We start from the raw sequence: 25,950 nt of genomic DNA, 5'->3' as shown, positions 1-25,950 counted from the left end.
AGAATTACAAAGCCACTTAATACTTATAGTGTTTGACCTAATATTTATTTCAAAACAATTGCTATATGATTCAAATTTTAGTGTAAAAGAACTTTAATTATCTAAAAAATGCTTAATCTGGTTTATTCTTTGTTGTAACTTTAGTGTTGCTCTTTTCTTTTTCACTTCAAAAAAAGATGTTATGAACTTACTGCATCAAATAGATGGCTGGAGTGTAAAACATCACCCCAAATGGCTGGTAGCCATACGTGCCGCTCTTGGCTTTATTCTTTTTATTAAAGGGATTTCTTTTATTAAAAACAGCACATTGCTTCCGCAATTGCTCCAAAAAAGTGCTATTCCTCAAAGTGCAGTCTGGCTTTCAGATTTTATTCCATGGGCACATTTATTTGGCGGCTGTCCCATCATCATCGGCCTGTTTACACGTCTCGCCGTACTATTACAAATCCCTATACTTATTGGTGCGGTATTTTTTATCAACTCAAACAGAAATGTATTTGCAGGAGATTCAGAACTGTTATTTTCTGCAATTATTTTAATGTTGCTGGTCTTTTTTCTTGTAGAAGGTAGCGGACCTTTTTCTTTTGATAATTATTTCAGGAAGAAAAAAATATAAGGGCATTGCGTTTTCATTCGAAAAAAATTATGAGCCCGGCTTTATAGCTTTGGGCATCTTCGTTGCGTCGCACACTTCAGGCGCTTATTATATTCTGAGCAGCAATATGCATCAAAATATTTCTTTCAATTTAGAGATATATTATGCAATGATAAACATCATTTCTTTTTGCAAAGATTTTTCCTGCTCATTTTTATTCATCAATGAAGTAATATCAACCTGCCCTATAATTTTTTCTTCCAGCATATTTGCAAATGTTTCAAAATAAACGATCACATCTTCCTTAATGTTGCGCTTTAACCAGCGAAAGCCGCCAGGCAAGTTTTTCAATACTTCTCTGTCTTCCAGGTATTCGAGATTATGAATATCTGTTGTGGTTAAACCAAGTTGCTCAAGTTTGTGTATCAATAGACTAACAGGTGCATCAGTAATGCCGCAATATTCTTCGGCAAGCTCGGTCCATTCTCCGGTACCGGTTTGTGCATAACGTATAATTTCTTCCTTGCTCAATTTTGTTACTACCTGCAACAGGTTACCGCAATTACAGGAACCATGATTACCCCATGCGTAGTGCGCACCTTTTTTCAAACGAGCTGCAGTTTCTTTCAATGCGTTTATCAATTCAATATTTGGATGTGCCATTGCTCTAAATTTTTGAATACTAATTTTCTTAAACAACTTTCATTTTATAACAGTTAATATACCATTTTCGTTTACTTAAAATTTACTTTTATTACGAAATTATAAACCACTAACTGCAAAAATTTTTTGTTACTAACATTTAGGTATTTTTTGTTAAACAAAAGTAATACAGCACAAGTGTGCGACGCAACAAAAACTTAATTGAAATATAATAGCCGGTTACATAAAAATATTATTCTTCATAAATAGCAATTGCTTCGGAACCATCGTTTTTTGCAGCACGGTACATGCCTGCACTATTAAACAACATAGCAATATTTCCTTGTGCATCCACGCCGATCATACCGCCTTCTCCACCGATCTTTACCAGTTTTTCCTGCACTACAATTTGCATCGCATCATGAAGAGAAAGCCCTTTGTATTCCATTAAACAACTTACATCGTAAGCAGCTACGGCACGTATAAACAACTCTCCATGACCGGTGCAACTAATTGCGCATGTATTATTATTGGCGTAAGTACCCGAACCAATAATGGGCGTATCGCCAACGCGGCCATACTTTTTGTTCGTCATACCACCGGTAGAAGTTGCCGCAGCAATATTGCCAAACATATCGCAGGCAACAGCGCCAACAGTACCAAATTTTTTGTCTTTCATAAAACGCTCTCCCTCATCATTGGAATGATCGAGGGCATAGGCATCAGAATCACGAATAGCTATCCATTGATCATACCGGAATTGCGAGAAGAAATATTCATCCGGTTCTAATTTGATACCTTGTTGTGCAGCAAAATCATTGGCGCCTTCTCCACTCAAAAAAACATGATCACTATTGCGCATTACTGCTGTTGCAAGTGTAATTGGGTTACGCACATTACGTACACCTGTAACAGCACCTGCACTTAAATATTCGCCCTCCATAATGGCTGCATCCATTTCGTGCAAGCCTTTTTTTGTAAATACAGCACCACGGCCTGCATTGAATAAAATATTGTCTTCAAGCAATATAACCGCTGCACTCACTGCATCTATAGAAGAACCCCCTTGCTGCAATACAGCATAACCTCCATGCAGCGCCTCTCTCAAACCCTGTGTGTATGCGGTTTCCAGTGCAGGCGTCATTTCTGCTTTAAGAATCGTTCCGGCGCCACCATGTATTGCCAATGCAAATTTTTTATCCATTTTTTTGAGAAATTTTTTATGCCCTGCTTTTGCCCAAACATTAAACTTTTGTTGCGTCGCACACTTGTACTGTTGAATGTTATTGAGCAAAATAAAAGCGAATCACTTTGCAAGCAACCCGCTTTTAATACATTTTACAGTTCACTATTATAACACCAATACTCCTTTTGCAGTTATGGTTAATTCCATTTTTGGCGCTTTAATAGCATCAACTTCTTCTTTGCTTTTGCCGGCATCTTTTGCGTAATCTTTTAACTCTTCAACGGAAGTTTCTTTTGCTTCAGCAATGCCGTCTACAACTACTTCTTTTCCATTCAATGCCAGCGGAACAAAAAATGAATGGTCTTTCATTTTTACCATCATATCTCCATCTGCTGATCTTATTTTTATCCAGCAGCCCATAGATTCACATACAGATGTTACAGTTCCTTTCAATTTAACTTCTGTTTTTTTGCCTTCCCTGCTTTTCATAACAGAAGCAAGTTGATCTACAGTTATGGCATCTTCCGGGGTTGTTTTGGCACCGAAGGTCGCTCCTTTATCTGCAGGAACATTTGGCGGCTGAGCATGCACAGCAGCAGTAATAAGTAATAAAATGATGAATGAATAAAGTGCTTTCATAACAAATGGTTTAATGAGATTGATTTATTCTGATGCATAAAGTTTGACAAGTACAAGTGTGCGACGCAACAGTTGATGCCATGAAAATATTTGGCCTGGCTCAAAAAATTATTCATTCATCATTTCCATAATAGTTTCAAAGATATCTTCTGCGTTGGGCTTGCTGAAATAATCTCCATCGCTGCCATAAGCAGGCCTGTGTGGCTTTGCAGTAATAGTTCTGGGGGCAACATCCAGCCAACGGTAACCACCCTGTTCTTCCATAACTTTATTGAACATATACGCTGCGGCGCCACCAGGAACATCTTCATCCACAAACACAATACGATTAGTTTTCTTCAGTGATTCAAGAATACTGTGGTGAATATCGAACGGTAACAAAGTTTGTACATCTATGATTTCGCAACTGATTTGGTGTTGTTCTAATCTATTTGCTGCATCCTGAATGATGCGTAATGTAGAACCATAAGAAACAATGGTTATGTCATCACCTTCTTTTAATATTTCAGGCACACCGAGTGCAACGGTTATTTCCAAAAGATTGGAAGGCAATTTTTCTTTTAACCTGTAGCCATTAAGGCATTCAATGATAATAGCTGGGTCATTGCTTTTGAGTATAGTGTTATACATTGCAGCAGCCTGTACCATATTTCTTGGCACACATACATGCATACCACGCAAAGAATTTATGATCATGCCCATTGGCGAACCGCTATGCCAGATACCTTCTAACCGGTGACCTCTTGAACGAACGATGAGCGGGCAATGTTGCACTCCTTTTGTCCGGTATTGCAGTGTAGCTACATCGTCAGTTAAAGGTTGCAAGCCATATACCAGATAATCGAGATATTGAATTTCTGCGATAGGTCTCAGGCCCCTTAGTGCAAGACCTATGCCCTGCCCCATAATAGTTAATTCACGGATGCCGGTATCGAAAACACGGTATTCACCATGTTTTTCCTGCAGACCAGCGAAACCCTGGTTTACATCACCAATAAAACCTACGTCTTCTCCAAAAGCCACCACTTGTTTATTGTGCGCAAACAACTGATCGAAATACCGGTTAATAATTTCATAACCATTTATAGCAGGTGCATCATTAGCAAAAACAGGTTCTGTTGCTTCTACACGCATGGCACTGCTTGCGCCCTGGTTATACAAATAAGAATTATAAACAGATTTGTAATATTTTTTTTGTTCGTTGTAATAATTAATAAGATCATCTGCAAACGCAGCTTTGCCAGCGGCATGTATTGCCAGGGACAAGGCATGCATGATATCCCTTCGCAAAACATCCCTGTTCATTTCAAGGCCTTTGGCTATTTTCTGTAATTCATTGTACCGTTCAATGTCGTTTACAATAGTTGATCTTATAACATCTACAGCTTTCGAAACCTCTTCTTTTATAGGATTGACATATTCTTCCCATGCGCGGCTGCGGCTTTGCTTTACGATTTCTTTTGCCCCTTCTTCAATCACTTCAAGTTCATCTTCTGTTGCAATATTATTTTCAAGAATCCACTCCTTCATTTTTTTGATACAGTCCCAATCACGCTCCCACTGCAGTCGTTCAGCATCCTTGTAACGTTCATGACTACCTGAAGTAGAATGCCCTTGCGGTTGCGTTATTTCTTCAACATGAAAAACTGCAGGAATATGTGTTTGCCTGATCTTATCGAGACCCGCTTCAAACACTTCACACATACCTGCATAATCCCAACCTTTTACGGTATAAATATCAATGCCATTGGTATCATTTCTTTTTTGAAAGCCTTTTAAAGCCGCAGAGATAGACCCTTTTGTTGTCTGGTATTTTTTTGGTACCGAAATACCATAACCATCATCCCAGATAAATATGGCAAGTGGTACCTGCAACACACCTGCTGCATTTACTGTTTCCCAAAAATGCCCTTCTGATGTAGAAGCATCTCCAATAGTGCAAAAACACACTTCATTACCATTATCGGAAAGATCAGTCTGATCTTTCAAAACAGGGGAGTTCCTGAATAATTTTGAAGCCAATGCCAGTCCAAGGCTCCTCGGCATTTGGGCTGCTGTAGGGGCCATATCTGTTGCCACATTTTTCTGTTGTATTAGGGGAAGTGTTTTGCCCCGTGTGTCAAAGTTGGGAGAAGTAAAATGGCTGCTCATTTGTCTTCCTGAACTGAATGGCTCATGGTTGGAATCCGGATCAGCATATAATTGCGCAAAAAATTGTTGTACAGTAGCAATTCCAGACGCAAAGATGAAAGTCTGATCACGATAATACCCTGAGCGCCAATCTCCCGGTCTGAAAAATTTGGCCATAGCAACCTGCGCCATCTCTTTGCCGTCGCCAAAAATGCCAAACTTGGCTTTACCAGTAAGCACTTCGCGTCGGCCAAGTAAACTGGTTTCCCTGCTTTCAAGCATTACACGGTAATCTTTCAACACTTCATTTCTGAAATCCTCATAAGAAAGCATACCCTCTTGCTGGTGGATTGTAGCTGAACTGTTTTCCATGCGACAAATGTATAGTTTACGTTGTTTAAGCAAAAATTAACAGGCAAAATAAAATGCACATCTTCAGCCCATTTACAAAATAAACCGGGTACGTTTTAAGTTTTATTAAAGATAACTTTTAAAGAACAATTATCATTTTAAAGATTTTCCAAAAAGACAATTGTCTAATTTTACAGAGTAAACCATAAAAACAATGAAAAAAGTTTTATTCCTAATTCCCGCTTTTTTTGCTGTAACGCTTTTAAAAGCACAAACTACAGACCAACAAACACAGCAGCCTGATATTTCCAAAGTTGTTGAGTTTAAAGAAATCGATCATGATTTTGGTAAGATACCTTTTGGCAAACCTGCTGAATTTGAATTGGAAATGAAAAATATTTCCAATGACACTCTTAGGATAGAAAACGTTCAGGTTGGTTGCGGATGCACTACTCCTAAATGGCAGCCTGGCCCTTATAAGGCCGGCGAAACTTTCAAGATAGGTATTGGCTTTAACGGGAATACTGATGGTCAGTTTCAAAAAGTAGTTACCATATTCTTCAAAGGCGGTTATAGCCAGGTGATAAGATTCCACGGACAAACTTATAAAACACCGGACAATGCTGCACCGGGCAACCCCGCATTGGAAAAAATAAAACCAAATTAATAAACGCCAAAATACTTTACTATGAAAAAAATATTAGCTGCTTTAGCATTTGTAATAGCCATTCCTGTTTTTGCGCAAACAACTGCCCCCGCAGAATTTAAAGAAACCAAACATTCTTTTGGTAAAATTCCTCAAAACAAACCTGTAACAACAGAGTTCTCTTTTACCAACAATACAGATAAACCTATCGTTATAGAAAGCGCTGTTGCCGGTTGTGGTTGCACAAAACCAGAATATCCGGAAACACCCATAATGAAAGGTAAGAAAGGAGTAATAAAAGTTACTTACAATGCAGCTAACCCAGGTGCTTTTACCAAAAATGTTACCGTGAAATTTGCCGGTGTTGCAGAGCCTGTTGTACTTACCATTGATGGAGAAGTTATAAAACCGGAATAAAATAAATTCATCTCAATAAATAAAAAAGCTCGCCTGGTGTGAGCTTTTTTTTATGAACCAAACATTTGTACTTATAGCATCGTTCCTTGCGTCGCACTCTTGTACTATACGTCTTTTATAAGCTTTAATACAACGTTTTGTTGTTCATCTTTTTCCACTCTTCAAACATCTTTATAGCTTCTGCATGATGTAAATATTCCATGCTCATTTTTCGCTCATTTATTGGTAAACCAAACTCTTCATAAATAAATGAATCATCAAAGCCAATAGCAGCAGCATCAGCTTTTGAATTTGCATAATATATTTTCTTCGGCCTTGCCCAATATAAAGCACCCATACACATGGGGCAAGGTTCGCATGTTGTATATACTTCGCAATCTTCTAACTGAAATGAACCAAGTGTTTTACATGCTTCCCGTATAGCAACAACTTCTGCATGCGCTGTAGGATCGTTAGATGCAATTACGCTGTTGCAACCTTTACCAATTATCTTATTATCTTTTACAATTACACATCCAAAAGGACCGCCAACATTATTACGCATGCCCTCTAACCCAATATTAATTGCCTGTTGCATGAATTGCTCTTCCCTTGTCATGACTTATAAAATTTTCGAACATATAAAATTACAAAAGCTCATTTATTTTTATGATGCATATTGAGTTGCTGTAAAAGTGTGCGACGCAAGGAACGATGCTATAGAAATTTACAGCCGGGTACAAAAAAAATCCCGCTGTGTTTACAGCGGGATCTTTTTCTATTTTTAAATTATCTAAGTGTTTAACATTGAGCGATCCATTTCTTCTTCCAGTCTTTGTTGTTCCTGCAGTTTCTTTAGCTTTTTACCGTAAGCAATTTTCGTAATTAATACAAACAATACAGGCACTACAAATATGGCCAGTGTTGTTGCTGCGATCATACCCCCAAATACAGTCCAGCCAATGGTTTTACGGCTTTCTGCCGCCGCACCCGTAGCGAATGCCAGTGGTAATACACCAAGAATAAATGCAAGGGAGGTCATTACGATAGGTCGCAAACGCAGCTGCACTGCCTGCAATGTTGCATGCACTATATCAATGCCACGGTCTACGCGTTCTTTTGCATATTCAACAATAAGAATAGCGTTCTTCGCTGCAAGCCCGATCAATGTGATCAAACCAATTTGCGCATAAATATTATTGGTAAGGTTGGGTAAAAGAGTAAGCGTAAGAATTGAACCAAATGCTCCAATAGGCACTGCAAATAATACGGAGAATGGAATTGACCAACTTTCGTATAATGCCGCAAGGAAAAGAAATACAAATACAATAGAAATTGCAAAGATGGTTCCGGTGCTGTTTCCTGCTGCAATTTCTTCACGACTCATACCTGAGAACTCATAACTATAACCTGCCGGTAATGTTTGCGCAGCAACTTCTTTTAATGCCTCAATAGCCTGACCACTGCTAAACCCTGGCTTTGGTGTTCCGTTTATTTCTACCGAGCGATAAATATTATAGTGAGAAATTAATGCAGGATTCTCTACCAGTTTTGTTGTGATCAATGAACCTAATGGTATCATATTGCCTTGTTCATTTCTTACATAATATTGCTGAAGGTTATCTAATGATGTACGATACGTGCTGTCGGCCTGGGCCATCACACGGAAATTTCTTCCATACAAATTGAAATCATTCACGTAAGAACTGCCCAATAATGTTGAGAGTGTGCCGTAAACGCTTGCAATGTTTACGCCGAGTTTCTTTGCTTTATCCCTGTCAACATCTACCTGGTAACTTGGTGTTCTTGTTGTAAAGAAAGTATAAGCCATCCCTATTTCAGGTCTTTGATTTAGCGCACCAAGAAACTTGCGTGCTACCTGTTCAAACTGTTGAATATTATCCGTGCTTGTTGTTTGCTGCAATTCAAATGTAAAGCCAGATGTTTGGCCAAGCCCCGGAATCGCAGGTGGAGAAATAGGTAAGATTCTTGCTTCTTTTATATCAGCAGTTCGCTTTTGCACATTTGCTATAACACTTTTTATTTGCAAGCCCGCATCTTCCCTGTCAGCCCAGGGTTTTAAGTTCACGAACATGGTTCCTACATTCGACTTGTTTGAGAAGCTGATAATATTAAGCCCAGCCAGACCACCAACCACTTTCACTGCAGGCATAGATTGCACACGGTCCATGATCTCCTTTAACATTTCTACGCTTCTTGTGGTGGATGTACCTTCAGGCATTTCATAAGTTACATACAATCTTCCTTCATCTTCTGTCGGAATAAATCCCGTTGGTTTTGCTTTGAATAAGAAGAATAAACCAACAAACAGGCAAACCATCATTATTAAAACATATGGTGTGCCCCTTATCCATTTGCCAACACCTCTTGTATAAGAGTTGGCCATTCTTCCAAACCCTCTGTTAAATGAAGCAAAGAATTTTTCCAGTAAATTTTTCTTTGCGTCTTCTTCTTTTGACGGCCTAAGCATTATAGAACATAATGCAGGTGTTAAAGACAACGCAACAAACGCAGAAATAATAACAGATGTAGCAATGGTAATTGCAAACTGCTGATACAACCTTCCCACAATGCCCGGTATAAAACCAACAGGTATAAATACCGCAGCTAATATTAATGCAATGGCAACTACAGGACCGGAAATATCTTTCATAGCCCTTTGAGTTGCTTCTTTAGGCGACATCTTTTCACTGTCTATATAATGTTGTACCGCCTCGACCACAACAATCGCATCATCCACCACTATTCCAATTGCAAGTACAAATGCAAAAAGTGTAAGTGTGTTGATCGTAAAATCAAATGGTATAAAAAATATGAATGTTCCTATAAGAGATACAGGAATTGCAAGCAATGGAATCAATGTAGCACGCCAGTTTTGCAGGAAGAGAAACACAACAATTACCACAAGCAACAATGCTTCCCCAAGTGTGTGTACTACCTCATTTATAGAAGTTTCTACTACAGTGGCGGTTTCTAAAGGAACCAGGTAATCTACATCTTTCGGAAATGATTTTTTCAAATTTTCCAATGCTCCATTAACGCCTTTGTAAGTATCCAAAGCGTTTGCACCGGGCGCCTGGTATATGATAACAAATGCAGCAGGTTTGCCATTTACAAAAGCGTTGATGCTATAATCAAATTTTCCTAATTCAATTCTTGCTACATCTTTTAAATACACAAGGCTTCCATTTGCAGGAGTTGTTCTTACAACAATATTTTCGAATTGCTCTTTTGTATTAAGACGGCTATTTGTAAGCACACTGTATTCAAATGCCTGTGCATCTTTTTGAGGATTACCACCAATCGTTCCTGCTGCTACCTGAAGGTTTTGTTCTGAAAGCGCATTGGTTATATCAACCGGAGTAAGTTTTAAGTTTGCGAGTTTCTGCGGATCTAACCAAATACGCATGCCAAAATCATCTGCTCTTGTAAATATATCACCCACGCCTTTTACACGAAGCAATGCATCTTTCAAATAAATATTTGCATAGTTTCCTAAGAAAGTTGCATCATGAGAGCCATTGGGCGAATACAATGCAAGCGCCATCATAATACTTGGGTTACGTTTACGCACTGTAAGACCCAAACGTTTAACCGCATCCGGCAGTGAAGGTTGTGCAACACTTACGCGATTCTGCACATCAAGTGTTGCAATATTTATGTCTGTTCCTACTTCAAAATTTACTGTTATGGAGCTTTGTCCGCTACTTGTGCTGGTACTATTCATGTAGGTCATTCCAGGCGTACCATTAACCTGTGATTCAATGGCTGTAGTGGTGGTTTGCTCAACCGTTTGCGCATCTGCTCCTGTAAAATTACCCGCAATAGAAACTGTTGGTGGTGTAATATCAGGGTATTGCGCAACAGGCAATGTTTGCATTGAAATCAATCCAACGAGTACAATTACCACCGAAATAACTATCGCTGTAACCGGTCGTTTAATAAAAGTATCTGCTATCATATTCGTGAATGGTGAATCGTGAATGATGAATATGTTCTGCTACATTATCATGCACGATTAATGATCTAATGTTTCTTTTATAGCCAAACTATATTGCTACTATTAGCTTTTGTTGCGTCGCACTCTTGTACGTTCAGTCCGGAAGTCAGCAGGACCCAAAGTCCGAAAGAAGCTTACATTTTGTGACGGTCTTTCTGACTTACCGAATTTCCGACTTTGCTGACTTGTATTCAAGAGTACAAGTGAGTGACACAACAGACGATGCCATAAAAACCCAAAGCCTGCCAACAAAAATTATTTTTTTTGTGCTGTTGTATCAAGCTTAATAGAAGAACCTTCTTTAAGATTCTGTACGCCCTGTACTGCAATTTTATCTCCATCCGTTAAACCGCTTTTTACAATAACATTGGTGCCTATCTGTTTACCCAATATAATTTTTTGCTGAGAAACTTTGTTACTGTCCTTAACAATAAATACAAAGAACTCTCCTAGCTGTTCTGTTACAGCTTTGTAAGGAATAAGTAAAGATTTCTGCATGTTGTTGTTTAGTACACGTATAGTGCCCGTCATGCCTGCTTTTAATTCGCTTTTAGGATTAGGGAATTCGAGACGCATTTTGATAGTTCCTGTTTGCGGATCAACTGCGCGGTCTATTAAACTTATCTTACCAGGATATTCATAAATGCTGTCTCCGAATGCAAGTGTAAAAGTGCTGTCTTTAGATTGTATTTTTTGCTCTGCTAATTTAGTAAAGCGAAATATTTCTTTCTGATCAACTGCAATATCTGCAGCGATAGGATTATCTGATGAAACAGTATTTAAAATTGTTTGACCTGCAGAAACCGGTGCACCAACCTTTACCTGTGATATGCCAATGGTTCCATCGAAAGGTGCAAAAATAGTTGTGTATTTAACACCTGTTTGAACCGCACGTACATTGGCTTCTGCTGCTTCCACCTGTTTCTTTGATGCTTCCAATGCTGCATCAGCATAGTCTACCTGTTGCTTGGCAATGGCATCCTGTTTATCAAGTTCATGATAACGGTCTGCATCTTTTTGGGCTTTCAACATATTAGTTTTCTGCACTTCTACATTAGCAATGGCCTGTTGATAGTTTGCTTCATACTGCTGCTGATCTATGGAATATAACTTCTGCCCTTTTTTAACACGATCCCCATCTTTAAAATAAATGCCCGTAACAAAACCGGTAACCTGCGGCCGAAGTTGTATTTCATTAAATGCTGTAACAGTTGCAGGATATTCATCGTAGTAGATAGCCTGTGTAGATACAACATCAGCTACAGTAACGGCTACAGCAGGTGGCGGGCCTTGCATTTGCCCCTGTTGTGTTTTACTGCCGCAGGATGCGGTGATGAATAAACTGCTTAATACCGCTATATTTTTCATTTGCTTCAATAACATATACTATAGTTGTTTTATCAATAATTAATTTGCCCCAATGCTTTTTGCACATCTGTTTTATTTGCCAATACCTGGTACAAAGCATTGTAATAATTTATCTCTGCACTACGCAGATCCGTTTCTGCTGTTATTACTTCGAGGTATGTTTTTACACCGGCTTTGTACTGCAGCTGGATAACATCATACACTTCTTTTGCCAGGTCAACGTTTTCTTTTAACGCCTGATAGTTTGTAAGGCTTGCTTTGTATGATGCAAGTGCCTGTGCATATTCTGCACTTATATTTTTTTGAAGATTGATGATATCCCAATCAACTCTTGTTATCTCCAGCTGAGCCTGCTTTATGTTAGCAGTACGTTTAAAACCCTGGAAGATGGGGAAACCTAAACTAAGCCCAGCATAAGAATTAGGAAAAGAAGTATTATATAATTTGCCAAAGGAATTATTCTGATAATTGAGATTATAAGCTCCATACGCTGACAACGTTGGGATATAGCTCCATTTGTTGTATTTTAAATTTGCTTCCTGTAATTTCTTTTGCGTAGTTAACTGCAGGTATTCTATACGCTTAGTATAATCAACAGATTGCAATGTATCTGTATAAATTTCTTTTTCCATAGCCAGGCTGTCGTAAACAATGTTCAGATCACTCCCGGTTGGATAACCAATAACCGTTTTTAAATATTCTAGCTTAGCTTTCAACAAGTTTTCATTAGCTGATTTAGAAGCTCTGGCATTATTCAATGCAATAGTTGCACGTTTATAGTCTGTTTTATCTGCTACACCTACACTATATTGTGCAGTAGCATCTTTTAAGCTTCTTTCTAATCTTATTATCGTTTCTGCAGCAACTTTTATTTGCTGCGTAGTTGCCAGTACATCATAAAATGCTTTAATAGTATATACAGCTATATCTATCCTGGTATTGGTTGTATTTTGTTTGATTGCCTTACGCACATCATCCGCAGTGCGGCTTGCCAGTAATACATCTCTGTTAAAAAGATTTTGTGTAGCAGTAAACTGTAATGCAGAAGTATTATTTACACCAATTTGCACAGTGTTTCCTGCAAAGACGGTTTTTTGCAATTCAAAATTATGCTGGTAGTTGTATGCAAAATTTACCTGCGGGTACCAGTCGGATAATTTGCTTTTGATCTGCTGCTCTGTTATCTGCTCATCAATTGCTGATTGCTTTAGCAATGGCTGGTGCTGCAATGCATACTGCACTACATTATCCAATGTTGCCTGCTGCAACAAATCATTTTGAGCAGAAGATTTTATAACGACAAATGTAATTACAACTATACCAATAAGTCTTTTCATACTCGGTCTTATAAACTTTTCAAACTTTAAATGTACAAGTTACTAAGCAGAAGTTAATCTGCAATGGCAGGCAAAAAATGTTGGCGCTAATACTTTTAAGTCGTCAGCAACTAACGGAGCGCAAAAATAGGAATTTGCTTTACATTAATCAAACGTTTGTTTAAATGACAAAAAAATTACAATTCATTCAACAAGAAAAAATAAACGCCGCAAAATTGCACCATGCTCCACAGAGAACATAAGTACAAGTGTGCGACGCAAGTAAAGCCAAATACTTTTACAGCAGCCGGGACAATTATAATTTCTTTCCTTCGAAAAGCATTTTCATATCCATGTCCATCGGTACTTCCATTCCCTGGCCCGTCATCTTCATGTTCATTTTCATATCCATATTACCCTTTTCCGGCATCCCTGTTGGCAGGTTGTAATGCATATCGCCATCGAGAGTGCCACTCATATCCATTTTCATACCCATTGTTCCTGTAGTATCTCCGCCGGATGAAATTTTGGAAACAACCTTAACCAAAGCATCATCGCCTGTTACGGATTGCAGCGTATATGTGTTCTCCATCTTCATATCCATACCACTGTTTTTCATGGTCATTGTTTTGTTCCAACTTTCACCAGTCTTTACAGGCTTACCGGGGTACACGTTGAAAGACTGCTGCATGTTTTGTTTAAAATTTTCTTCATCAAAAGATTTACTGATAGATTGCATCATTGTTTCAGCATTTGGCAGGTTTGCTTTTGATACCATATTCTGCATCATTTCCTGCAGGCCAAATACAGATCCAACTTCTCCATTTTCATTAATAGTAAAACCAAACTGTCCGCCTTTCATAGCGCCCATTACTTTACCAACCATAGCCATAGGATTCTGCTCAGAAATTGTTGCAGTATCAGGTTCATTCGTATCAAAGTGAACGGTCATGCCTGCTGCGTTCATATCCATTGCAACTCTTGAAATAGTTGCAGCAACTTTTTTCCAGCCTGCACTATCACCGTTAACTTCGAATGTATAACCCATCAGCATTTTATTTTTCACATCCATATCTTTCCCCATCACATTTTGCTTCATTGACATATCCATTGTTATGGAGTATTCGAATTTTGTACCCTTGGCCATATTGAATTTAAGTACATAACCATCGGCAGTTTTTGTTTCACTACCGCTTCCGCAACCAGCAATAATTACTGACATTGCAATTGCAGCAACAGTTAAAAATTTTTTGAGCATAATTTTATTTTTAAAGGCGGCAAGGTAGGGTTTATCTTTTATTTTATAGCAGCGTTTTATGGGCCATGGTGCAGTAATATTATGAGGCTTTTGTTGCGTCGCACTCTTGTACGTTGAGCTCAATATTTAACGGGAAGTATAAGTGAGTGACACAACAACAGATGCCACAAGAACAAAAGCCTGTACCCAAAAAATTATTCATAAGTTCGCAGTTCGCTTTTACTGAACATGATCTCGCCGCAAACCATACAACAAATTACCAGCCGCATTGATATTATTGATGTGATCGGGGAATTTATTAAGCTGAAAAAACGTGGTGCAAATTATCTTGGGCTTTGCCCTTTTCATGGAGAGAAAACGCCATCGTTTACCGTGTCTCCCGCAAAAGAAATTTATAAATGTTTTGGTTGTGGAAGAAGTGGCAACACCATTACATTTTTAATGGAACACGAGAAATTCAGTTATGTGGAAGCATTGCGCTGGCTGGCTGCACGTTATAATGTGGAGATTGAAGAAACCCAGGTAAGCGATGAAGTAAAACAACAACAACAGGCTGCAGAAAGTTTATACATCCTCAACAGTTTTGCGCAAAAGTTTTTCGCAACACAATTATTCGATACAGAAGAAGGGCAAAATATTGCATTAAGCTATTTGGAAGAAAGAGGTTTTACAAATGAGACTTTACAAAAATTCCAGGTAGGTTATAACCCGCAGGCAAGAGATGCATTTGCAAAAGCTGCAATGCAAAATCAATTCAGTGCCGAAGTATTGCAGCGATCGGGTTTGGTAGTAAATCGTAATGATGAACTGATTGATAATTATCGTGGCAGGATCATTTTTCCGGTGCATAATAATTCCGGTAAGATCATTGGATTTGGTGCACGTGTAATTGGCAAAGCAGATAAAGCACCGAAGTATATTAATACGCCGGAAAATGAATTATATATAAAGAGTAAAATTCTGTATGGTTTATACTTTGCAAGATTAGCCATTGATAAGAATGACGAATGCCTTCTCGTGGAAGGTTACACTGATGTGATTTCATTATCGCAGGCAGGTGTTGAAAATGTTGTGGCAAGTGGTGGCACTTCGCTTACAACCGATCAGCTTCGTTTAATAAAAAAATATACCAACAATCTTACGATCGTTTATGATGGCGATTCTGCAGGCGTTAAAGCTGCATTACGAGGACTTGATATGGCGCTTGAAGAAAGCCTGAATGTGCATCTTGTATTGATACCGGATAATGAGGACCCGGATAGTTATGTAAGACTGGTTGGTGCACAGGGTTTCAAAGATTTTGTTGCACAAAATAAAAAAGATTTTATTCTTTTTCAGCTGGATATAATGCTGAAAGATGCTGGCAATGATGTAAACAAGAAGAATGAAGTCGTTAATCATATTGCTGAGACCATCAGTAAGATCAATAAAGCAGAAGACTTTAGCAAGCAAGAAGAGTATATAAGACAGAGCGCAACATTGTTAAGAATTGATGAAGGTGGGCTTACAAATCTTGTAAATAAATTCATCCGGGAAAAAATTTCCAAAGACGAGAAGAAATCTCCTGCCAGCGAAGCAAAATATATTGCATCACAACAGACAGAACAGGCAGCAGATGATGCAGCAAATCTTTTTCTTGAAGATGAATTCCAGGAACGTGAAATTGTAAAACGTTTAATAGAATATGGCAATCAACTGCTGAATGAAGATAAATATGTTGCCGATGCTATCTATGAAGTGTTGCAGGAGTTTCATCTAAAAAATGATAAACTGGATAAAATCGTAGATGCTTATTTTAATATGCTGCATACAAACGGACATATTGATACCAAAACATTTTTATACAGCAGCGATACAGAGATGAATGCATTTGTTGCAGGCCTCTTACATTTTCCTTACGAAGTGCATGATTGGGGCAGGCGCATGGAAGGCTATTCTGTAAAACTTGATAATGATATAACCAATGTTATCAATTCTGCACTTAATATCTACAAGTTGCGTAAAATAAAACGCATGTACCTCGAACTGGAAGATGAATTGAGCCACGAAAAAAATGAAGAAAAATATACAGGGCTTATTGTTATTTATAAACAGTTAAAAGAAATTGAAAGAACACTTACGAGCGAAATGCATACGGTGTATTTGAAATAATACTTGTTTATAAGCTGCATTGCTACTATTAAGTTTTGGTTGTGTCACTCACTTGTACGTTCGTAACACTATTGAACACTATCAACACAACTTCTTTATTTTTCACTCCCTTTAGGAGTTGGGGCTTACAATTCTCCATATTTTTTTTATAAGCAATTAACCAACCCACCACTTCATCATAAGTATCTAAACCGTTTGGCTGATTGTTGGCTACTAAATACTTGCCGTAAACTTTATCAATCAAAGGCTCTATGGGATTCTTGTGATCAATGATAAATTTTTTATACGTCTGTATATCTTTTTTAACCAGTGTGTCTAACAATTTATAATTAGCTCTTGCAGCAAATGAGTCTCTTATAAATAATTCACGATTGGCATAATTGAATAGATCAAAATAAGCAGAGTAATGAAAGCGCTCATCAGTTGAAGACATGGCAGCAAGATAACCGGAGAAGTTTGCTTCATCTTCAGAGCCGTAACCTAATTGATGACCGATCTCATGACAAACTGTAAATGGAATTACAAAACGAGGAACAGTTGTATTAACCTGGGCTTCGGCAGAGAAAGGATTATAATAACCAAGAAAGCCTGTATAATTTCCTAACCAGCCCCACATGGAACTTTTTATAGAAGCAACCTTGTAATGCAGAAAAGGTAAATTTTGTTCGGCTCTGTTGTAAGCAGATGTCGCTATAGAGAACATTTCTTTATTGGAAGGATATGTTACTGAATCTCCCAATTCAAGTCGGGAAGCATTTACTTTAGTGATGAGTGAGGCAGTTAATATTTTCAGATCATTAGTCGAATAGTCAACTGGCTCAAGCTTTAGCTGGTAGGATATCCCAAGCCTGCTATAATTCAATCCCCAAAAACTGTAAAAAATTATATAGATCCAAAGTATTACAGCCACTGTTCTGCGAAGCGATCGCAGGAAACTTTCTTTTGAAACACGTTTTTTTAAAACAGCTTTACCTGTTTTATAAAACCTTACAATGAGCCAGATTGCAGCAGATAGGTAAAGCAAGTCTCCAATACTGAATGGCAGCCACCCAAAAAGAAAACGCATTGTTGTGCTGATAACAGGATAAACATATCCTGTATAATATTTTTCAATTAAAGCCGGGAAACCGGAAATGAGGCTCATGCTAACAGCTATTGCCAGGGGAATAATGAGTTTCAGCCACGCTCTTTTACCTTTGTTTTTATCCATGCTTTGATTGTTATGCAGCAATGCGGCTGCTAAAATCTGTAATTTTAGCTTTCCAAAGTCAGATGCCATGAAAACCTGTCGTTAAATATCTTTCACCGTTGATAATTATAGTGTTAGGTAACAACGGGAATGTTTTTCAGCAGATGCAGATTCCTTTGGAGGTAAATAGTTTTTCCGTTACCTTTGCCACCCCAAAAAAAGTGGATATGAACCACCGGAGAGCGTACGAAATTGCATTTGTGGGACTAAAACCCGGTATTCATCACTTTGATTACCAGGTAGATGATAAGTTCTTTAAACACTATGGTGAACAGGATTTTTCCCATTGTACAGCTAAAATAAAGCTGGAACTGGAAAAAAATAATTCGTTCATGATGCTGAAGTTTGACGTGGATGGAAGTGCAGATGTCAGCTGTGACCGTTGTGGCAATGATCTTACCATGCAGCTTTGGGATGAATTCAGGATTACTGTAAAACTGGTAGATGAACCTGATACAATGAATGAACAGGAAGAAGATCCCGACGTTTATTATATCAGCAAAACGGAAAGTCATATTTATGTTGGCGACTGGATCTATGAGTTCATAAACCTGAGCATACCAATGCAGAAAATGTGTGCGGAAGATGAAGTTGGCGGACCACAGTGCAATAAAGAGGTATTGGAGAAGTTGAAACAGATGCAGACGGAAGCGGAGAAAGAAACAAAGAGTAATACAAGTGTTTGGAAAGGATTGGAAAAGTTTAAGAACCTGGAAGAAGAATAGTTGAATAGAGATAAGAACGTACAAGTGAGTGACACAACAGAAGCTTAATAGTAGTAATGAAGTTTGCTCACAAAAGAAACTGATATAAATTTTTTAGAAGTATAAAAATCTGAGTTATGCCAAATCCAAAGCGCAGACATTCACAACAGCGCAGTGCAAAGAGAAGAACGCATTATGTTGCCCAGGAAGTAACATTAAGCAAAGACAGCGCTACAGGCGAAACACATGTACGCCACCGTGCACATGTAAGCGAAGGAAAATTATTTTACAAGGGTAAGTTGGTGTCTGAAAAAGCACCGTTGAAAGCTTAATCTTTAAAATATATTCCATAGCTTGCCTTGCATGAATATTGCATTTGACATGATGGGTGGCGACTTCGCTCCGCTTGAAGCGGTTAAAGGTTTGCAGATTTATCTGTCGGCTTCTTCGCGTCCGGCTACTATATTTTGTTTAGGTGATGAGGCTGTATTACAGCCTCTTTTGCATGAATATAATATCGATAGTGAAAAGATAAAAGTTATTCATGCACCTGAAATAGTGGGATACCACGAACCTCCTACAAAAGCTCTGAAAGAAAAGCCAAACTCTTCTATCTCCATTGGTTTTGGTTTGCTTGCAAAAGGCAAAGTTGATGCATTCATTAGTGCCGGTAACACCGGTGCCATGCTTGTAGGCACGATGTATACCATCAAAACAATTGAAGGTGTTTTAAGACCAACCATTCCAACGATTGTTCCGAAGCTAAATGGGGCTACGGGTTTGCTGCTTGATGTAGGTTTGAATGTTGATTGTAAACCAGAGCACTTAAATCATTTCGCAATTCTTGGCAGCCAATATGCACAACATATTTTGAACATTAATAATCCACGTGTTGGTTTGTTGAATGTAGGTGAAGAAGAAGGCAAAGGCAACCAGCTTTGTAAAGAAACTTACCCGTTGCTGAAAGAAAACAACAAGATCAATTTTGTTGGTAACATTGAAGGCAGAGATATTTTCCAGGACAAGGCTGATGTTGTTGTCTGCGATGGTTTTACAGGTAACGTAATTTTAAAACTTGCCGAATCTGTGTACGATGTGGCGCTCAATCGCCAGGTGCACGATGATGAATATTTTAACCGTTTTCACTACGAACAATACGGCGGCACACCAGTGCTTGGTGTAGCAAGACCAGTTGTTATTGGTCATGGTATCAGTAATGATAAAGCTTTCATGAACATGATTTCTACCGCAGAAAAAATGATCAATACTGATCTCTGTAATAAAATACAGGAAAGTTTTTCTGCATAATCTCACTTCATTTTTTATTTTATTTTTTGAGCCCGGCTGTTGTACTGTGTAGCATCGCCTGTTGCGTCGCACGCTTGTACGTTCAGTTCATTACTCAACTCACTCAACTGAAATGTTTAATTTCAACCGATGAAAAAATTAAGCAAGACATTAAAGGCAATTGCGGCAATAATAAAAAATCCCTGGCTCTTAAATAATGTGCTTGCAGATGATGCAGTGTGGCAGCAATACATTGAAAAAAGCTACCAGATAAAAAACGGTTTGCCTGTTGTAGACATTAATGAAATTTCACCGAACTTCTCCGAAACGCTTGACTGTGTTGCTTTTTTAGACGGCAGCTCTCTACCTACAGATTTTGCTTTATTAAAATCATTGACCAAAAGATTTAAAGATTGCAGTTATTTTGAAATTGGTACCTGGCGTGGCGAAAGTGCAATTAATGTCGCAGAGAACTGCAAGGAATGCTACACGTTGAATCTCTCAAAAGAAGAAATCATATCATTAGGCTTGGGTGAAAAATATGCTGACCTGCATGGCTTCTTTTCAAAAGGCAAAGAAAATATCAAACACATAACAGGCAATTCTTTGACTTATGATTTTAAAAGTGTACACAAAAAATTTGATTTAATTTTTATCGATGGAGATCACCGCAACGAATATGTAAAAAATGATACACAAAAAATATTTGAGCATCTTATCCATGAAAAATCAATTGTCGTTTGGCATGACTATGCATACAATCCTGAAAAGTACAGACCAGAAGTTTTAGCAGGTATACTCGATGGAATTCCTGTTGCATTTCGAAAAAATCTTTATCATGTATCCAATACAATGTGTGCAATTTTTATAAGAGAACAATTTCCAGCTTCTGTTTTACAAAGTCCGGTAACCCCCGATAAAACATTTAAAATAAAGATAGAAAGCAGAAGTATTTGAACTATCGGTGGTTCTTGTTTTCTCAATCCTGTTTCTTGTTCCTTTCTTTTCTTAGCTTTGCCGCCTCTTAAAATAATTCCATATGAAAATAGCAGTATTAGGAAGTGGTATGGTTGGACGTACCATGGCTATTGATCTCGCACAAAAGCATGATGTAACTTCTTTTGATGCAAGCGAACATGCACTTGACATCCTGAAATCGAAATCATCCAATACAAAAACCGTAAAGACAGATTTAAAAGCTTATAGCAACTATTCAAATCTTTTACAGGATTTCGATTTAATAATAACTGCAGTTCCCGGCTTTATGGGTTTCAATACATTGAAGGCTGTAATTGAAGCAGGCAAGAATGTCGTAGATATTTCTTTCTTTCCGGAAGATGCGTTGGTATTAGATGCTTTAGCAAAACAAAAAAATGTCACTGCTATTACAGATTGCGGTGTTGCACCTGGCGTAAGTAATTTGGTTATCGGTTACTACAACACAATTATGGATATAAATAGCTTTGAATGTTATGTTGGTGGTTTACCAAAGACAAGAAAGAAACCTTTTGAATACAAAGCGCCCTTCTCTCCCATTGATGTTATTGAAGAATATACACGTCCTGCTCGTTTAAAAGAAAACGGGCAGATCGTTGTAAAGCCCGCAATGACTGAAGTTGAGCTAATGGATTTTGATGAAGTTGGCACGCTCGAATGTTTTAATACAGATGGTTTGCGTTCTATTTTATACACGATGCCACATGTTCCAAATCTCAAAGAAAAAACATTGCGTTACCCCGGTCATGCAGAATTGATCGTTGCGTTGCAAAGAAGTGGTTTCTTTTCTGAAGAGATAATTAACTATAAGGGCAAGGAAATAAAACCATTGGAATATACTTCAGCTATTTTATTAAATGAATGGAAACTTGGGCAGGAAGAAGAAGAGTTTACTATAATGAAAGTTGTTGTAAAAGGGAAAATGAGTGGTGCAGATAAAACTATAGAATACTCAATGCTTGACAGGTTTGATAATGCAAGCAAAACTTCATCTATGTCACGCACCACAGGTTATACCTGCACCGCTGCTGCAAATGCTTTTGCAGAAGGCTTAATTACAAAAAAAGGTGTGTTTCCTCCGGAATTAATTGGTGATGATAAAAAAGTATTTGATTATGTTATCAATTACCTGAAAGAAAGAAATGTGAATTGGATAAAGAAAGAATATTAATTTTTTTTAGTCAACAGTAGTAATACCTTCAGCTACTGTTGCGTCGCACACTTGTACTGCAGTAATATTACTCTAAATAAATTTCTAATAAACCATCAGGAAGGGTTACATGCACTTCCTTTTTTTTGCGATCAATATTATCAAGTGTTTCTTCATGCAATGGAATCAACGCTTCTTTACCATTGATCTTTATAGTCAATAAAACCTGGTGCGGTTGCTCTATTACTTCATCAATGATGCCAAGCTTTTCACCTTCGTTGAGGAGTGTAAAACCAATTAATGCAATTGGTGAATTCTTTGCAGCATATTTCGCAAAATCTTCTTCGGTAAGCCAAACTTGTTTCTTAATAAACTTCAGTGCTTTTTCTCTTGAATCTATATCATCAAATTGCAAAATCGTTTCCTCCTCTGTTTTGGCTTTTGATGAAGTAACAAAATGTGGCAGGTAAGCCCCTTTTACCTGTTCAACAAAAATTACATCTCCTTCTTTGAAAATTGTTTTCTTGCCAAGCGCATGTTTAATGATCACTTCACCATTTAATGCATGTACACTTACAATCTTACCAATATTAATGTAGTTGTTATCCATTGCTGCGCAAAGCTACAATGTACAAGAGTGCGACGCAACAAAAGTTAAATAGCGATATGCAGCCGGGTACATAAAAATTAGCAAACAAAAAAGTAATTCTGATTTTGCTTTGTGTTTACATTTACAATATGGCACAACTTCAAATTGGTGATGCATTGAAACAATTCATTGAGAAAAGCAAACTCAAGAATGGCATTCGTGCGGTGCAGATTGAAAGTGTGTGGGAAGAAGTGATGGGCAAAACGATTGCCAAATACACAGATAAGATTGAGATCATCAACCATACCTTATTTATAAATACTGCAGTAGGCCCTCTTAAGAATGAGTTGCTTTACCAAAAAGAGAAAATCATTGAACGCATCAATGAAGCAATGGGTGAATCTTACATAAGAAATGTTGTTATCCGCTAACTATATCCAGTAATCTCTCATCAGTTTTTCATGATGTTCTGTAGGAACTGCGCCCGGCTTTTCGCTTGCAGCAATTGCTTCACGCATCAGGTCGTGAATAGTAATTACACCTTTGAATTCAAAACCCTCAAATACAGGCAAATAGCGGCTTTTGGAAGAATTCATAAGCATCATACATTCCTCTGTGGTATCACTTAAACCAACTACCGGAAGGTCTGTACTCATGATCTCTTTTACAAGTGTTGTATCTGAATGTTTATTAAGCAATATAACTTTATGCGTGTAATCTCTTTCGCAAATAATACCCAAATAATTTCCATTCTCTCTTACAATAAGATAGCTGATATTCTCTGCTTTCATTAAACTAACCGCTTCGAGCACAGTTCTGGTTGGAGCAATATAATTGAATTGCGGGCCTTTTGTTTTCAATATTTCACTTACAGTGCGCATGGAAGTTGGTTTATAAATGATGTAATCAATAACCGTTCAAAAATATTAATTAATCCGGCACTAATTTATGATTTTGGTCAGCGATGCATTTGCGTCTTATCAGTGAAGCCGCACTCTTGGGTCTATGACACCGTAAAGAATATCTGCGAGTATATTCACCATTATAAAAAATGTTGCGGTTAATAATACACTTCCCATTACAACCGGGAAATCTAACTTCTCCAAAGCATCAACGGTTACTTTTCCAATACCTTTCCAACCGAAAATATATTCTACAAAAAAAGCACCGGCAAGCAATTCTGCAAACCAGCCTGTAATGGCTGTTACAACAGGATTTAATGCATTGCGTAATGCATGTTTAAATACAACGGCTTTCCTGCTTAAACCTTTTGCATAAGCAGTGCGTATATAATCCATACTCAGCACATCAAGCATGGCACTGCGTGTAAGTTGTGTAATGATGGCCAGTGGACGAATACCCAATGTTATTGCAGGCAGTATAAGATTTTGTAACTGTAATTGTTTTCCTTCAAAAACATCATACTCATATAAACTGCCCGTCATGTGCAAACCAGTATAGTCACTTAGCATAAATCCAAATAAGTAGGCAAGTATGATACCCATAAAAAAAGATGGTGCAGAAATGCCGAGCACACTGGCAAAAACGGCAGAAGTATCCATCCACGTATTTTGTTTTACGGCGGCAAGCACTCCCAACAGAATACCTAATACAGTCGCAATGAACATTGCTGTAAAGGCAAGCACTAATGTTCCCGGCAACGCTTCCATTAGTATAGATGAAACTTCTTTACGTGTTTGGTAAGAACGCCTGAGATAAGGAAATTTAATAGCAAGCTTTGTATCGGTCCCGATAAAAATTCCTTTTAATTCACGGGTGGCAATATCTTCTTTTGAATAAACACTAATGGGGGAAATATCGTTGAGGTATAAAACAAATTGTTTCCATTTTGGCTGATCAAGTGCCAATTCTTTACGAATGTTGTTAATGGTTGCACTATCACCTGTTTGACCAATCACCAATCTTGCAGGATCTCCAAAACCCTGGAATAGAAAGAACACAAGAATTACTACCCCTAATAAAACAAGCATACCATAGACTAATTTCCTTGTAATAAAACGAAGCATTAATTTGTATTGTCATTTATGTATTAATCAGCAGGCCTAGTGTTTAGTGGAGCATCTTTTGCCATCTTTATCACTTCATCCATATCTGCATAACTATACTTTCCTTTTATGTTTGCCATCTGCATAATAAAATAAGTAGGATTTACCCTTGCTGCTGTTTTTATTACCGTTCCATCGCAAATAAGTACGGTAATGTTTTCCTTGCCGCTGAATAATTTTTCCGCTTCTTCTTTTTGAGAGGTTACAACAAACAATGGCAAACGTTTAGCTGCAAGAACATTTACCAGTGTATCAAAATCCTTATTGTGCCAACTTCCATAATCAGTAAAATCATTTACAAAGACCATTACATAATAATTTCCCTGGTTAAGTATAGAGATAGTTGTATCATTTCCATTTAAATCCTGCAAAGCAAAATCAACAATTTGAGGTTCATTACCTTTTTTAACCAGCTTTTGATAACGGTCAACAAACTCATAGGTTGAATCAAGATCAGCCGGCAGGCTATCTGCAGCAAATTCCATTTCCTTACCGTTCTTTTTGTATTTAAAAGTTAGTTTAAAAATATCGCCATGGCCGGGCAACACTTTCATGTTCTCAACAATGTTGGCGCCTTTTTTAAAAGGAAGACAATCTTTTACCGGCAAATAAGTCATTACATAATTCTGAAAAAACGCTACAGCAATAATACACAAACCCAATAGCAGTATTGCTCTTGGCGCAGACAATGCAGAATCTACCTTTCGTCTGTTTACAAAAAGTATCAATATTAATAACAGTAGTATGAGATCTTTTATAAAGGAAGTCGTAGGTGTTAGCGGAAGGCAATCCCCAAAGCAGCCACATGTTTTTATTTTACCGGATAATGCAGCATAGCCTGTTAAGAATGTAAAGAAAATGATCAGCAACAATATTAACCAGGTAAACAGTTTCATACGCCAGCCAATAATAATCGCTACACCGGCCAGCACTTCAAAGATGTTCATTACCAATGAAAGCGCCAGTGTATAATCATTCAGGCTGCTTAACCCCCACACTTCAAAAAACTCCTGCATCTTGTAACTCAAACCCAGCGGATCATTTGCTTTTACCAATCCTGAAAAGATAAACAGCAGGCCAACGATCCAGCGTATAACGATCAATAATTTTTTCATCCCGTGAAGAAGTTTAAAAGTTTATTAATGCTTATGCAGGTATTTCTTATGATGAATAAAGTTCTGAATGTACAAGTGAGTGACACAAGCGGCGA

24 protein-coding genes are annotated in these 25,950 nt (G+C 37.8%); 10 read left to right on the top strand and 14 right to left on the bottom strand.

Annotated features, from left to right (window positions below; translation table 11 throughout):
• Positions 1–181: 181 nt before the first annotated feature.
• Positions 182–616, top strand: coding sequence for a DoxX family protein (locus FRZ67_RS17660; RefSeq protein ID WP_147191707.1), 435 nt, complete (start codon positions 182–184; stop codon positions 614–616).
• Positions 617–757: 141 nt separating this feature from the next.
• Here the strand turns inward: FRZ67_RS17660 and FRZ67_RS17655 are convergent, their stop codons facing one another.
• The 4 genes from FRZ67_RS17655 to FRZ67_RS17640 form a co-directional block, all read right to left on the bottom strand.
• A complete protein-coding gene (locus FRZ67_RS17655) occupies positions 758–1,258 on the bottom strand; it encodes a hypothetical protein (protein ID WP_147191705.1) in 501 nt (166 codons plus the stop codon).
• A gap of 232 nt (positions 1,259–1,490) precedes the next feature.
• Positions 1,491–2,441, bottom strand: coding sequence for an isoaspartyl peptidase/L-asparaginase family protein (locus FRZ67_RS17650; RefSeq protein ID WP_147191703.1), 951 nt, complete (start codon positions 2,439–2,441; stop codon positions 1,491–1,493).
• A gap of 147 nt (positions 2,442–2,588) precedes the next feature.
• Positions 2,589–3,062 (bottom strand): DUF4920 domain-containing protein, encoded by a 474-nt coding sequence (locus FRZ67_RS17645; protein ID WP_147191701.1) that lies wholly within the window; start codon positions 3,060–3,062, stop codon positions 2,589–2,591.
• A gap of 108 nt (positions 3,063–3,170) precedes the next feature.
• Positions 3,171–5,564, bottom strand: coding sequence for an alpha-ketoacid dehydrogenase subunit alpha/beta (locus FRZ67_RS17640; RefSeq protein ID WP_147191699.1), 2,394 nt, complete (start codon positions 5,562–5,564; stop codon positions 3,171–3,173).
• Positions 5,565–5,757: 193 nt separating this feature from the next.
• Between FRZ67_RS17640 and FRZ67_RS17635 the strand changes: the two genes are divergently transcribed.
• Both FRZ67_RS17635 and FRZ67_RS17630 read left to right on the top strand, forming a co-directional pair.
• Complete coding sequence (locus FRZ67_RS17635; protein ID WP_147191697.1) at positions 5,758–6,210, top strand: DUF1573 domain-containing protein; 453 nt, start codon at positions 5,758–5,760, stop codon at positions 6,208–6,210.
• A 21-nt stretch (positions 6,211–6,231) separates the two neighbouring features.
• On the top strand, positions 6,232–6,606 hold the full coding sequence (locus tag FRZ67_RS17630; protein WP_147191695.1) for a DUF1573 domain-containing protein: 375 nt from the start codon (positions 6,232–6,234) through the stop codon (positions 6,604–6,606).
• Positions 6,607–6,730: 124 nt separating this feature from the next.
• Here FRZ67_RS17630 and FRZ67_RS17625 read toward each other — a convergent pair whose 3' ends face one another.
• From FRZ67_RS17625 to FRZ67_RS17605, 5 genes are all read right to left on the bottom strand, one after another.
• On the bottom strand, positions 6,731–7,204 hold the full coding sequence (locus FRZ67_RS17625) for a nucleoside deaminase (protein WP_147191693.1): 474 nt from the start codon (positions 7,202–7,204) through the stop codon (positions 6,731–6,733).
• Between the two features lie 174 nt (positions 7,205–7,378).
• Positions 7,379–10,567, bottom strand: a complete 3,189-nt coding sequence (locus tag FRZ67_RS17620) for an efflux RND transporter permease subunit (RefSeq protein ID WP_147191691.1) — start codon at positions 10,565–10,567, stop codon at positions 7,379–7,381.
• Between the two features lie 294 nt (positions 10,568–10,861).
• A complete protein-coding gene (locus FRZ67_RS17615) occupies positions 10,862–11,989 on the bottom strand; it encodes an efflux RND transporter periplasmic adaptor subunit (RefSeq protein WP_225975385.1) in 1,128 nt (375 codons plus the stop codon).
• A gap of 17 nt (positions 11,990–12,006) precedes the next feature.
• Positions 12,007–13,311 (bottom strand): TolC family protein, encoded by a 1,305-nt coding sequence (locus tag FRZ67_RS17610; protein ID WP_147191687.1) that lies wholly within the window; start codon positions 13,309–13,311, stop codon positions 12,007–12,009.
• 295 nt (positions 13,312–13,606) lie between these two features.
• Positions 13,607–14,548, bottom strand: coding sequence for a DUF6263 family protein (locus tag FRZ67_RS17605; protein WP_147191685.1), 942 nt, complete (start codon positions 14,546–14,548; stop codon positions 13,607–13,609).
• A 228-nt stretch (positions 14,549–14,776) separates the two neighbouring features.
• On the opposite strand from FRZ67_RS17605, the gene dnaG reads away from it, so the two are divergent.
• Positions 14,777–16,699, top strand: coding sequence for a DNA primase (dnaG, locus tag FRZ67_RS17600; protein ID WP_147191683.1), 1,923 nt, complete (start codon positions 14,777–14,779; stop codon positions 16,697–16,699).
• 28 nt (positions 16,700–16,727) lie between these two features.
• Here the strand turns inward: dnaG and FRZ67_RS17595 are convergent, their stop codons facing one another.
• Complete coding sequence (locus FRZ67_RS17595) at positions 16,728–17,909, bottom strand: DUF3810 domain-containing protein (protein WP_158638397.1); 1,182 nt, start codon at positions 17,907–17,909, stop codon at positions 16,728–16,730.
• Positions 17,910–18,115: 206 nt separating this feature from the next.
• Between FRZ67_RS17595 and FRZ67_RS17590 the strand changes: the two genes are divergently transcribed.
• From FRZ67_RS17590 to FRZ67_RS17570, 5 genes are all read left to right on the top strand, one after another.
• Positions 18,116–18,673 (top strand): YceD family protein, encoded by a 558-nt coding sequence (locus FRZ67_RS17590; protein WP_147191679.1) that lies wholly within the window; start codon positions 18,116–18,118, stop codon positions 18,671–18,673.
• Positions 18,674–18,789: 116 nt separating this feature from the next.
• Positions 18,790–18,984 carry a 50S ribosomal protein L32 gene (gene rpmF, locus FRZ67_RS17585; protein ID WP_147191677.1) on the top strand — a complete coding sequence of 65 codons (195 nt, stop codon included), beginning with the start codon at positions 18,790–18,792 and terminating at the stop codon, positions 18,982–18,984.
• Positions 18,985–19,015: 31 nt separating this feature from the next.
• Complete coding sequence (plsX, locus tag FRZ67_RS17580; RefSeq protein ID WP_147191675.1) at positions 19,016–19,960, top strand: phosphate acyltransferase PlsX; 945 nt, start codon at positions 19,016–19,018, stop codon at positions 19,958–19,960.
• Between the two features lie 129 nt (positions 19,961–20,089).
• A complete protein-coding gene (locus FRZ67_RS17575) occupies positions 20,090–20,896 on the top strand; it encodes a class I SAM-dependent methyltransferase (RefSeq protein WP_147191673.1) in 807 nt (268 codons plus the stop codon).
• An 82-nt stretch (positions 20,897–20,978) separates the two neighbouring features.
• On the top strand, positions 20,979–22,106 hold the full coding sequence (locus FRZ67_RS17570) for a saccharopine dehydrogenase family protein (protein ID WP_147191671.1): 1,128 nt from the start codon (positions 20,979–20,981) through the stop codon (positions 22,104–22,106).
• A 67-nt stretch (positions 22,107–22,173) separates the two neighbouring features.
• On the opposite strand, the gene rimM is transcribed toward FRZ67_RS17570, so the two are convergent.
• The gene (gene rimM, locus FRZ67_RS17565) at positions 22,174–22,695 is read right to left on the bottom strand and encodes a ribosome maturation factor RimM (RefSeq protein WP_147191669.1); all 522 of its coding nucleotides are present in this window, start codon (positions 22,693–22,695) and stop codon (positions 22,174–22,176) included.
• 128 nt (positions 22,696–22,823) lie between these two features.
• On the opposite strand from rimM, the gene FRZ67_RS17560 reads away from it, so the two are divergent.
• On the top strand, positions 22,824–23,105 hold the full coding sequence (locus tag FRZ67_RS17560; RefSeq protein WP_147191667.1) for a DciA family protein: 282 nt from the start codon (positions 22,824–22,826) through the stop codon (positions 23,103–23,105).
• Here FRZ67_RS17560 and FRZ67_RS17555 read toward each other — a convergent pair whose 3' ends face one another.
• From FRZ67_RS17555 to FRZ67_RS17545, 3 genes are all read right to left on the bottom strand, one after another.
• Positions 23,106–23,555, bottom strand: coding sequence for a CBS domain-containing protein (locus tag FRZ67_RS17555; protein WP_147191664.1), 450 nt, complete (start codon positions 23,553–23,555; stop codon positions 23,106–23,108).
• Positions 23,556–23,654: 99 nt separating this feature from the next.
• Positions 23,655–24,701: an ABC transporter permease gene (locus FRZ67_RS17550; RefSeq protein ID WP_147191662.1), complete on the bottom strand. Its 1,047-nt coding sequence runs from the start codon at positions 24,699–24,701 to the stop codon at positions 23,655–23,657.
• Positions 24,702–24,724: 23 nt separating this feature from the next.
• Positions 24,725–25,855 carry a BT_3928 family protein gene (locus FRZ67_RS17545; protein WP_147191660.1) on the bottom strand — a complete coding sequence of 377 codons (1,131 nt, stop codon included), beginning with the start codon at positions 25,853–25,855 and terminating at the stop codon, positions 24,725–24,727.
• Between the last annotated feature and the right edge of the window lie 95 nt (positions 25,856–25,950).

Origin of the sequence: Panacibacter ginsenosidivorans (genome assembly GCF_007971225.1) — a bacterium.
Classification (GTDB): domain Bacteria; phylum Bacteroidota; class Bacteroidia; order Chitinophagales; family Chitinophagaceae; genus Panacibacter; species Panacibacter ginsenosidivorans.
The sequence above is the reverse complement of the archived record's forward strand: the minus strand, read 5'-3'. Positions and strand labels throughout refer to the sequence as shown.

What these genes read in the sequence shown, in the direction of transcription:
- FRZ67_RS17660 (WP_147191707.1), top strand. Translation starts at nt 182, where the DNA reads ATGAACTTACTGCATCAAATAGATGGCTGGAGTGTAAAACATCACCCC.
- FRZ67_RS17620 (WP_147191691.1), bottom strand. Translation starts at nt 10,567, where the DNA reads ATGATAGCAGATACTTTTATTAAACGACCGGTTACAGCGATAGTTATT.
- FRZ67_RS17555 (WP_147191664.1), bottom strand. Translation starts at nt 23,555, where the DNA reads ATGCGCACTGTAAGTGAAATATTGAAAACAAAAGGCCCGCAATTCAAT.
- FRZ67_RS17575 (WP_147191673.1), top strand. Translation starts at nt 20,090, where the DNA reads ATGAAAAAATTAAGCAAGACATTAAAGGCAATTGCGGCAATAATAAAA.
- FRZ67_RS17625 (WP_147191693.1), bottom strand. Translation starts at nt 7,204, where the DNA reads ATGACAAGGGAAGAGCAATTCATGCAACAGGCAATTAATATTGGGTTA.
- FRZ67_RS17650 (WP_147191703.1), bottom strand. Translation starts at nt 2,441, where the DNA reads ATGGATAAAAAATTTGCATTGGCAATACATGGTGGCGCCGGAACGATT.
- FRZ67_RS17590 (WP_147191679.1), top strand. Translation starts at nt 18,116, where the DNA reads ATGAACCACCGGAGAGCGTACGAAATTGCATTTGTGGGACTAAAACCC.
- FRZ67_RS17640 (WP_147191699.1), bottom strand. Translation starts at nt 5,564, where the DNA reads ATGGAAAACAGTTCAGCTACAATCCACCAGCAAGAGGGTATGCTTTCT.
- FRZ67_RS17545 (WP_147191660.1), bottom strand. Translation starts at nt 25,855, where the DNA reads ATGAAAAAATTATTGATCGTTATACGCTGGATCGTTGGCCTGCTGTTT.
- FRZ67_RS17550 (WP_147191662.1), bottom strand. Translation starts at nt 24,701, where the DNA reads ATGCTTCGTTTTATTACAAGGAAATTAGTCTATGGTATGCTTGTTTTA.
- FRZ67_RS17560 (WP_147191667.1), top strand. Translation starts at nt 22,824, where the DNA reads ATGGCACAACTTCAAATTGGTGATGCATTGAAACAATTCATTGAGAAA.
- FRZ67_RS17635 (WP_147191697.1), top strand. Translation starts at nt 5,758, where the DNA reads ATGAAAAAAGTTTTATTCCTAATTCCCGCTTTTTTTGCTGTAACGCTT.
- rpmF (WP_147191677.1), top strand. Translation starts at nt 18,790, where the DNA reads ATGCCAAATCCAAAGCGCAGACATTCACAACAGCGCAGTGCAAAGAGA.
- FRZ67_RS17645 (WP_147191701.1), bottom strand. Translation starts at nt 3,062, where the DNA reads ATGAAAGCACTTTATTCATTCATCATTTTATTACTTATTACTGCTGCT.
- FRZ67_RS17630 (WP_147191695.1), top strand. Translation starts at nt 6,232, where the DNA reads ATGAAAAAAATATTAGCTGCTTTAGCATTTGTAATAGCCATTCCTGTT.
- dnaG (WP_147191683.1), top strand. Translation starts at nt 14,777, where the DNA reads ATGATCTCGCCGCAAACCATACAACAAATTACCAGCCGCATTGATATT.
- FRZ67_RS17570 (WP_147191671.1), top strand. Translation starts at nt 20,979, where the DNA reads ATGAAAATAGCAGTATTAGGAAGTGGTATGGTTGGACGTACCATGGCT.
- FRZ67_RS17615 (WP_225975385.1), bottom strand. Translation starts at nt 11,989, where the DNA reads ATGTTATTGAAGCAAATGAAAAATATAGCGGTATTAAGCAGTTTATTC.
- FRZ67_RS17595 (WP_158638397.1), bottom strand. Translation starts at nt 17,909, where the DNA reads ATGGATAAAAACAAAGGTAAAAGAGCGTGGCTGAAACTCATTATTCCC.
- plsX (WP_147191675.1), top strand. Translation starts at nt 19,016, where the DNA reads ATGAATATTGCATTTGACATGATGGGTGGCGACTTCGCTCCGCTTGAA.
- FRZ67_RS17605 (WP_147191685.1), bottom strand. Translation starts at nt 14,548, where the DNA reads ATGCTCAAAAAATTTTTAACTGTTGCTGCAATTGCAATGTCAGTAATT.
- FRZ67_RS17610 (WP_147191687.1), bottom strand. Translation starts at nt 13,311, where the DNA reads ATGAAAAGACTTATTGGTATAGTTGTAATTACATTTGTCGTTATAAAA.
- FRZ67_RS17655 (WP_147191705.1), bottom strand. Translation starts at nt 1,258, where the DNA reads ATGGCACATCCAAATATTGAATTGATAAACGCATTGAAAGAAACTGCA.
- rimM (WP_147191669.1), bottom strand. Translation starts at nt 22,695, where the DNA reads ATGGATAACAACTACATTAATATTGGTAAGATTGTAAGTGTACATGCA.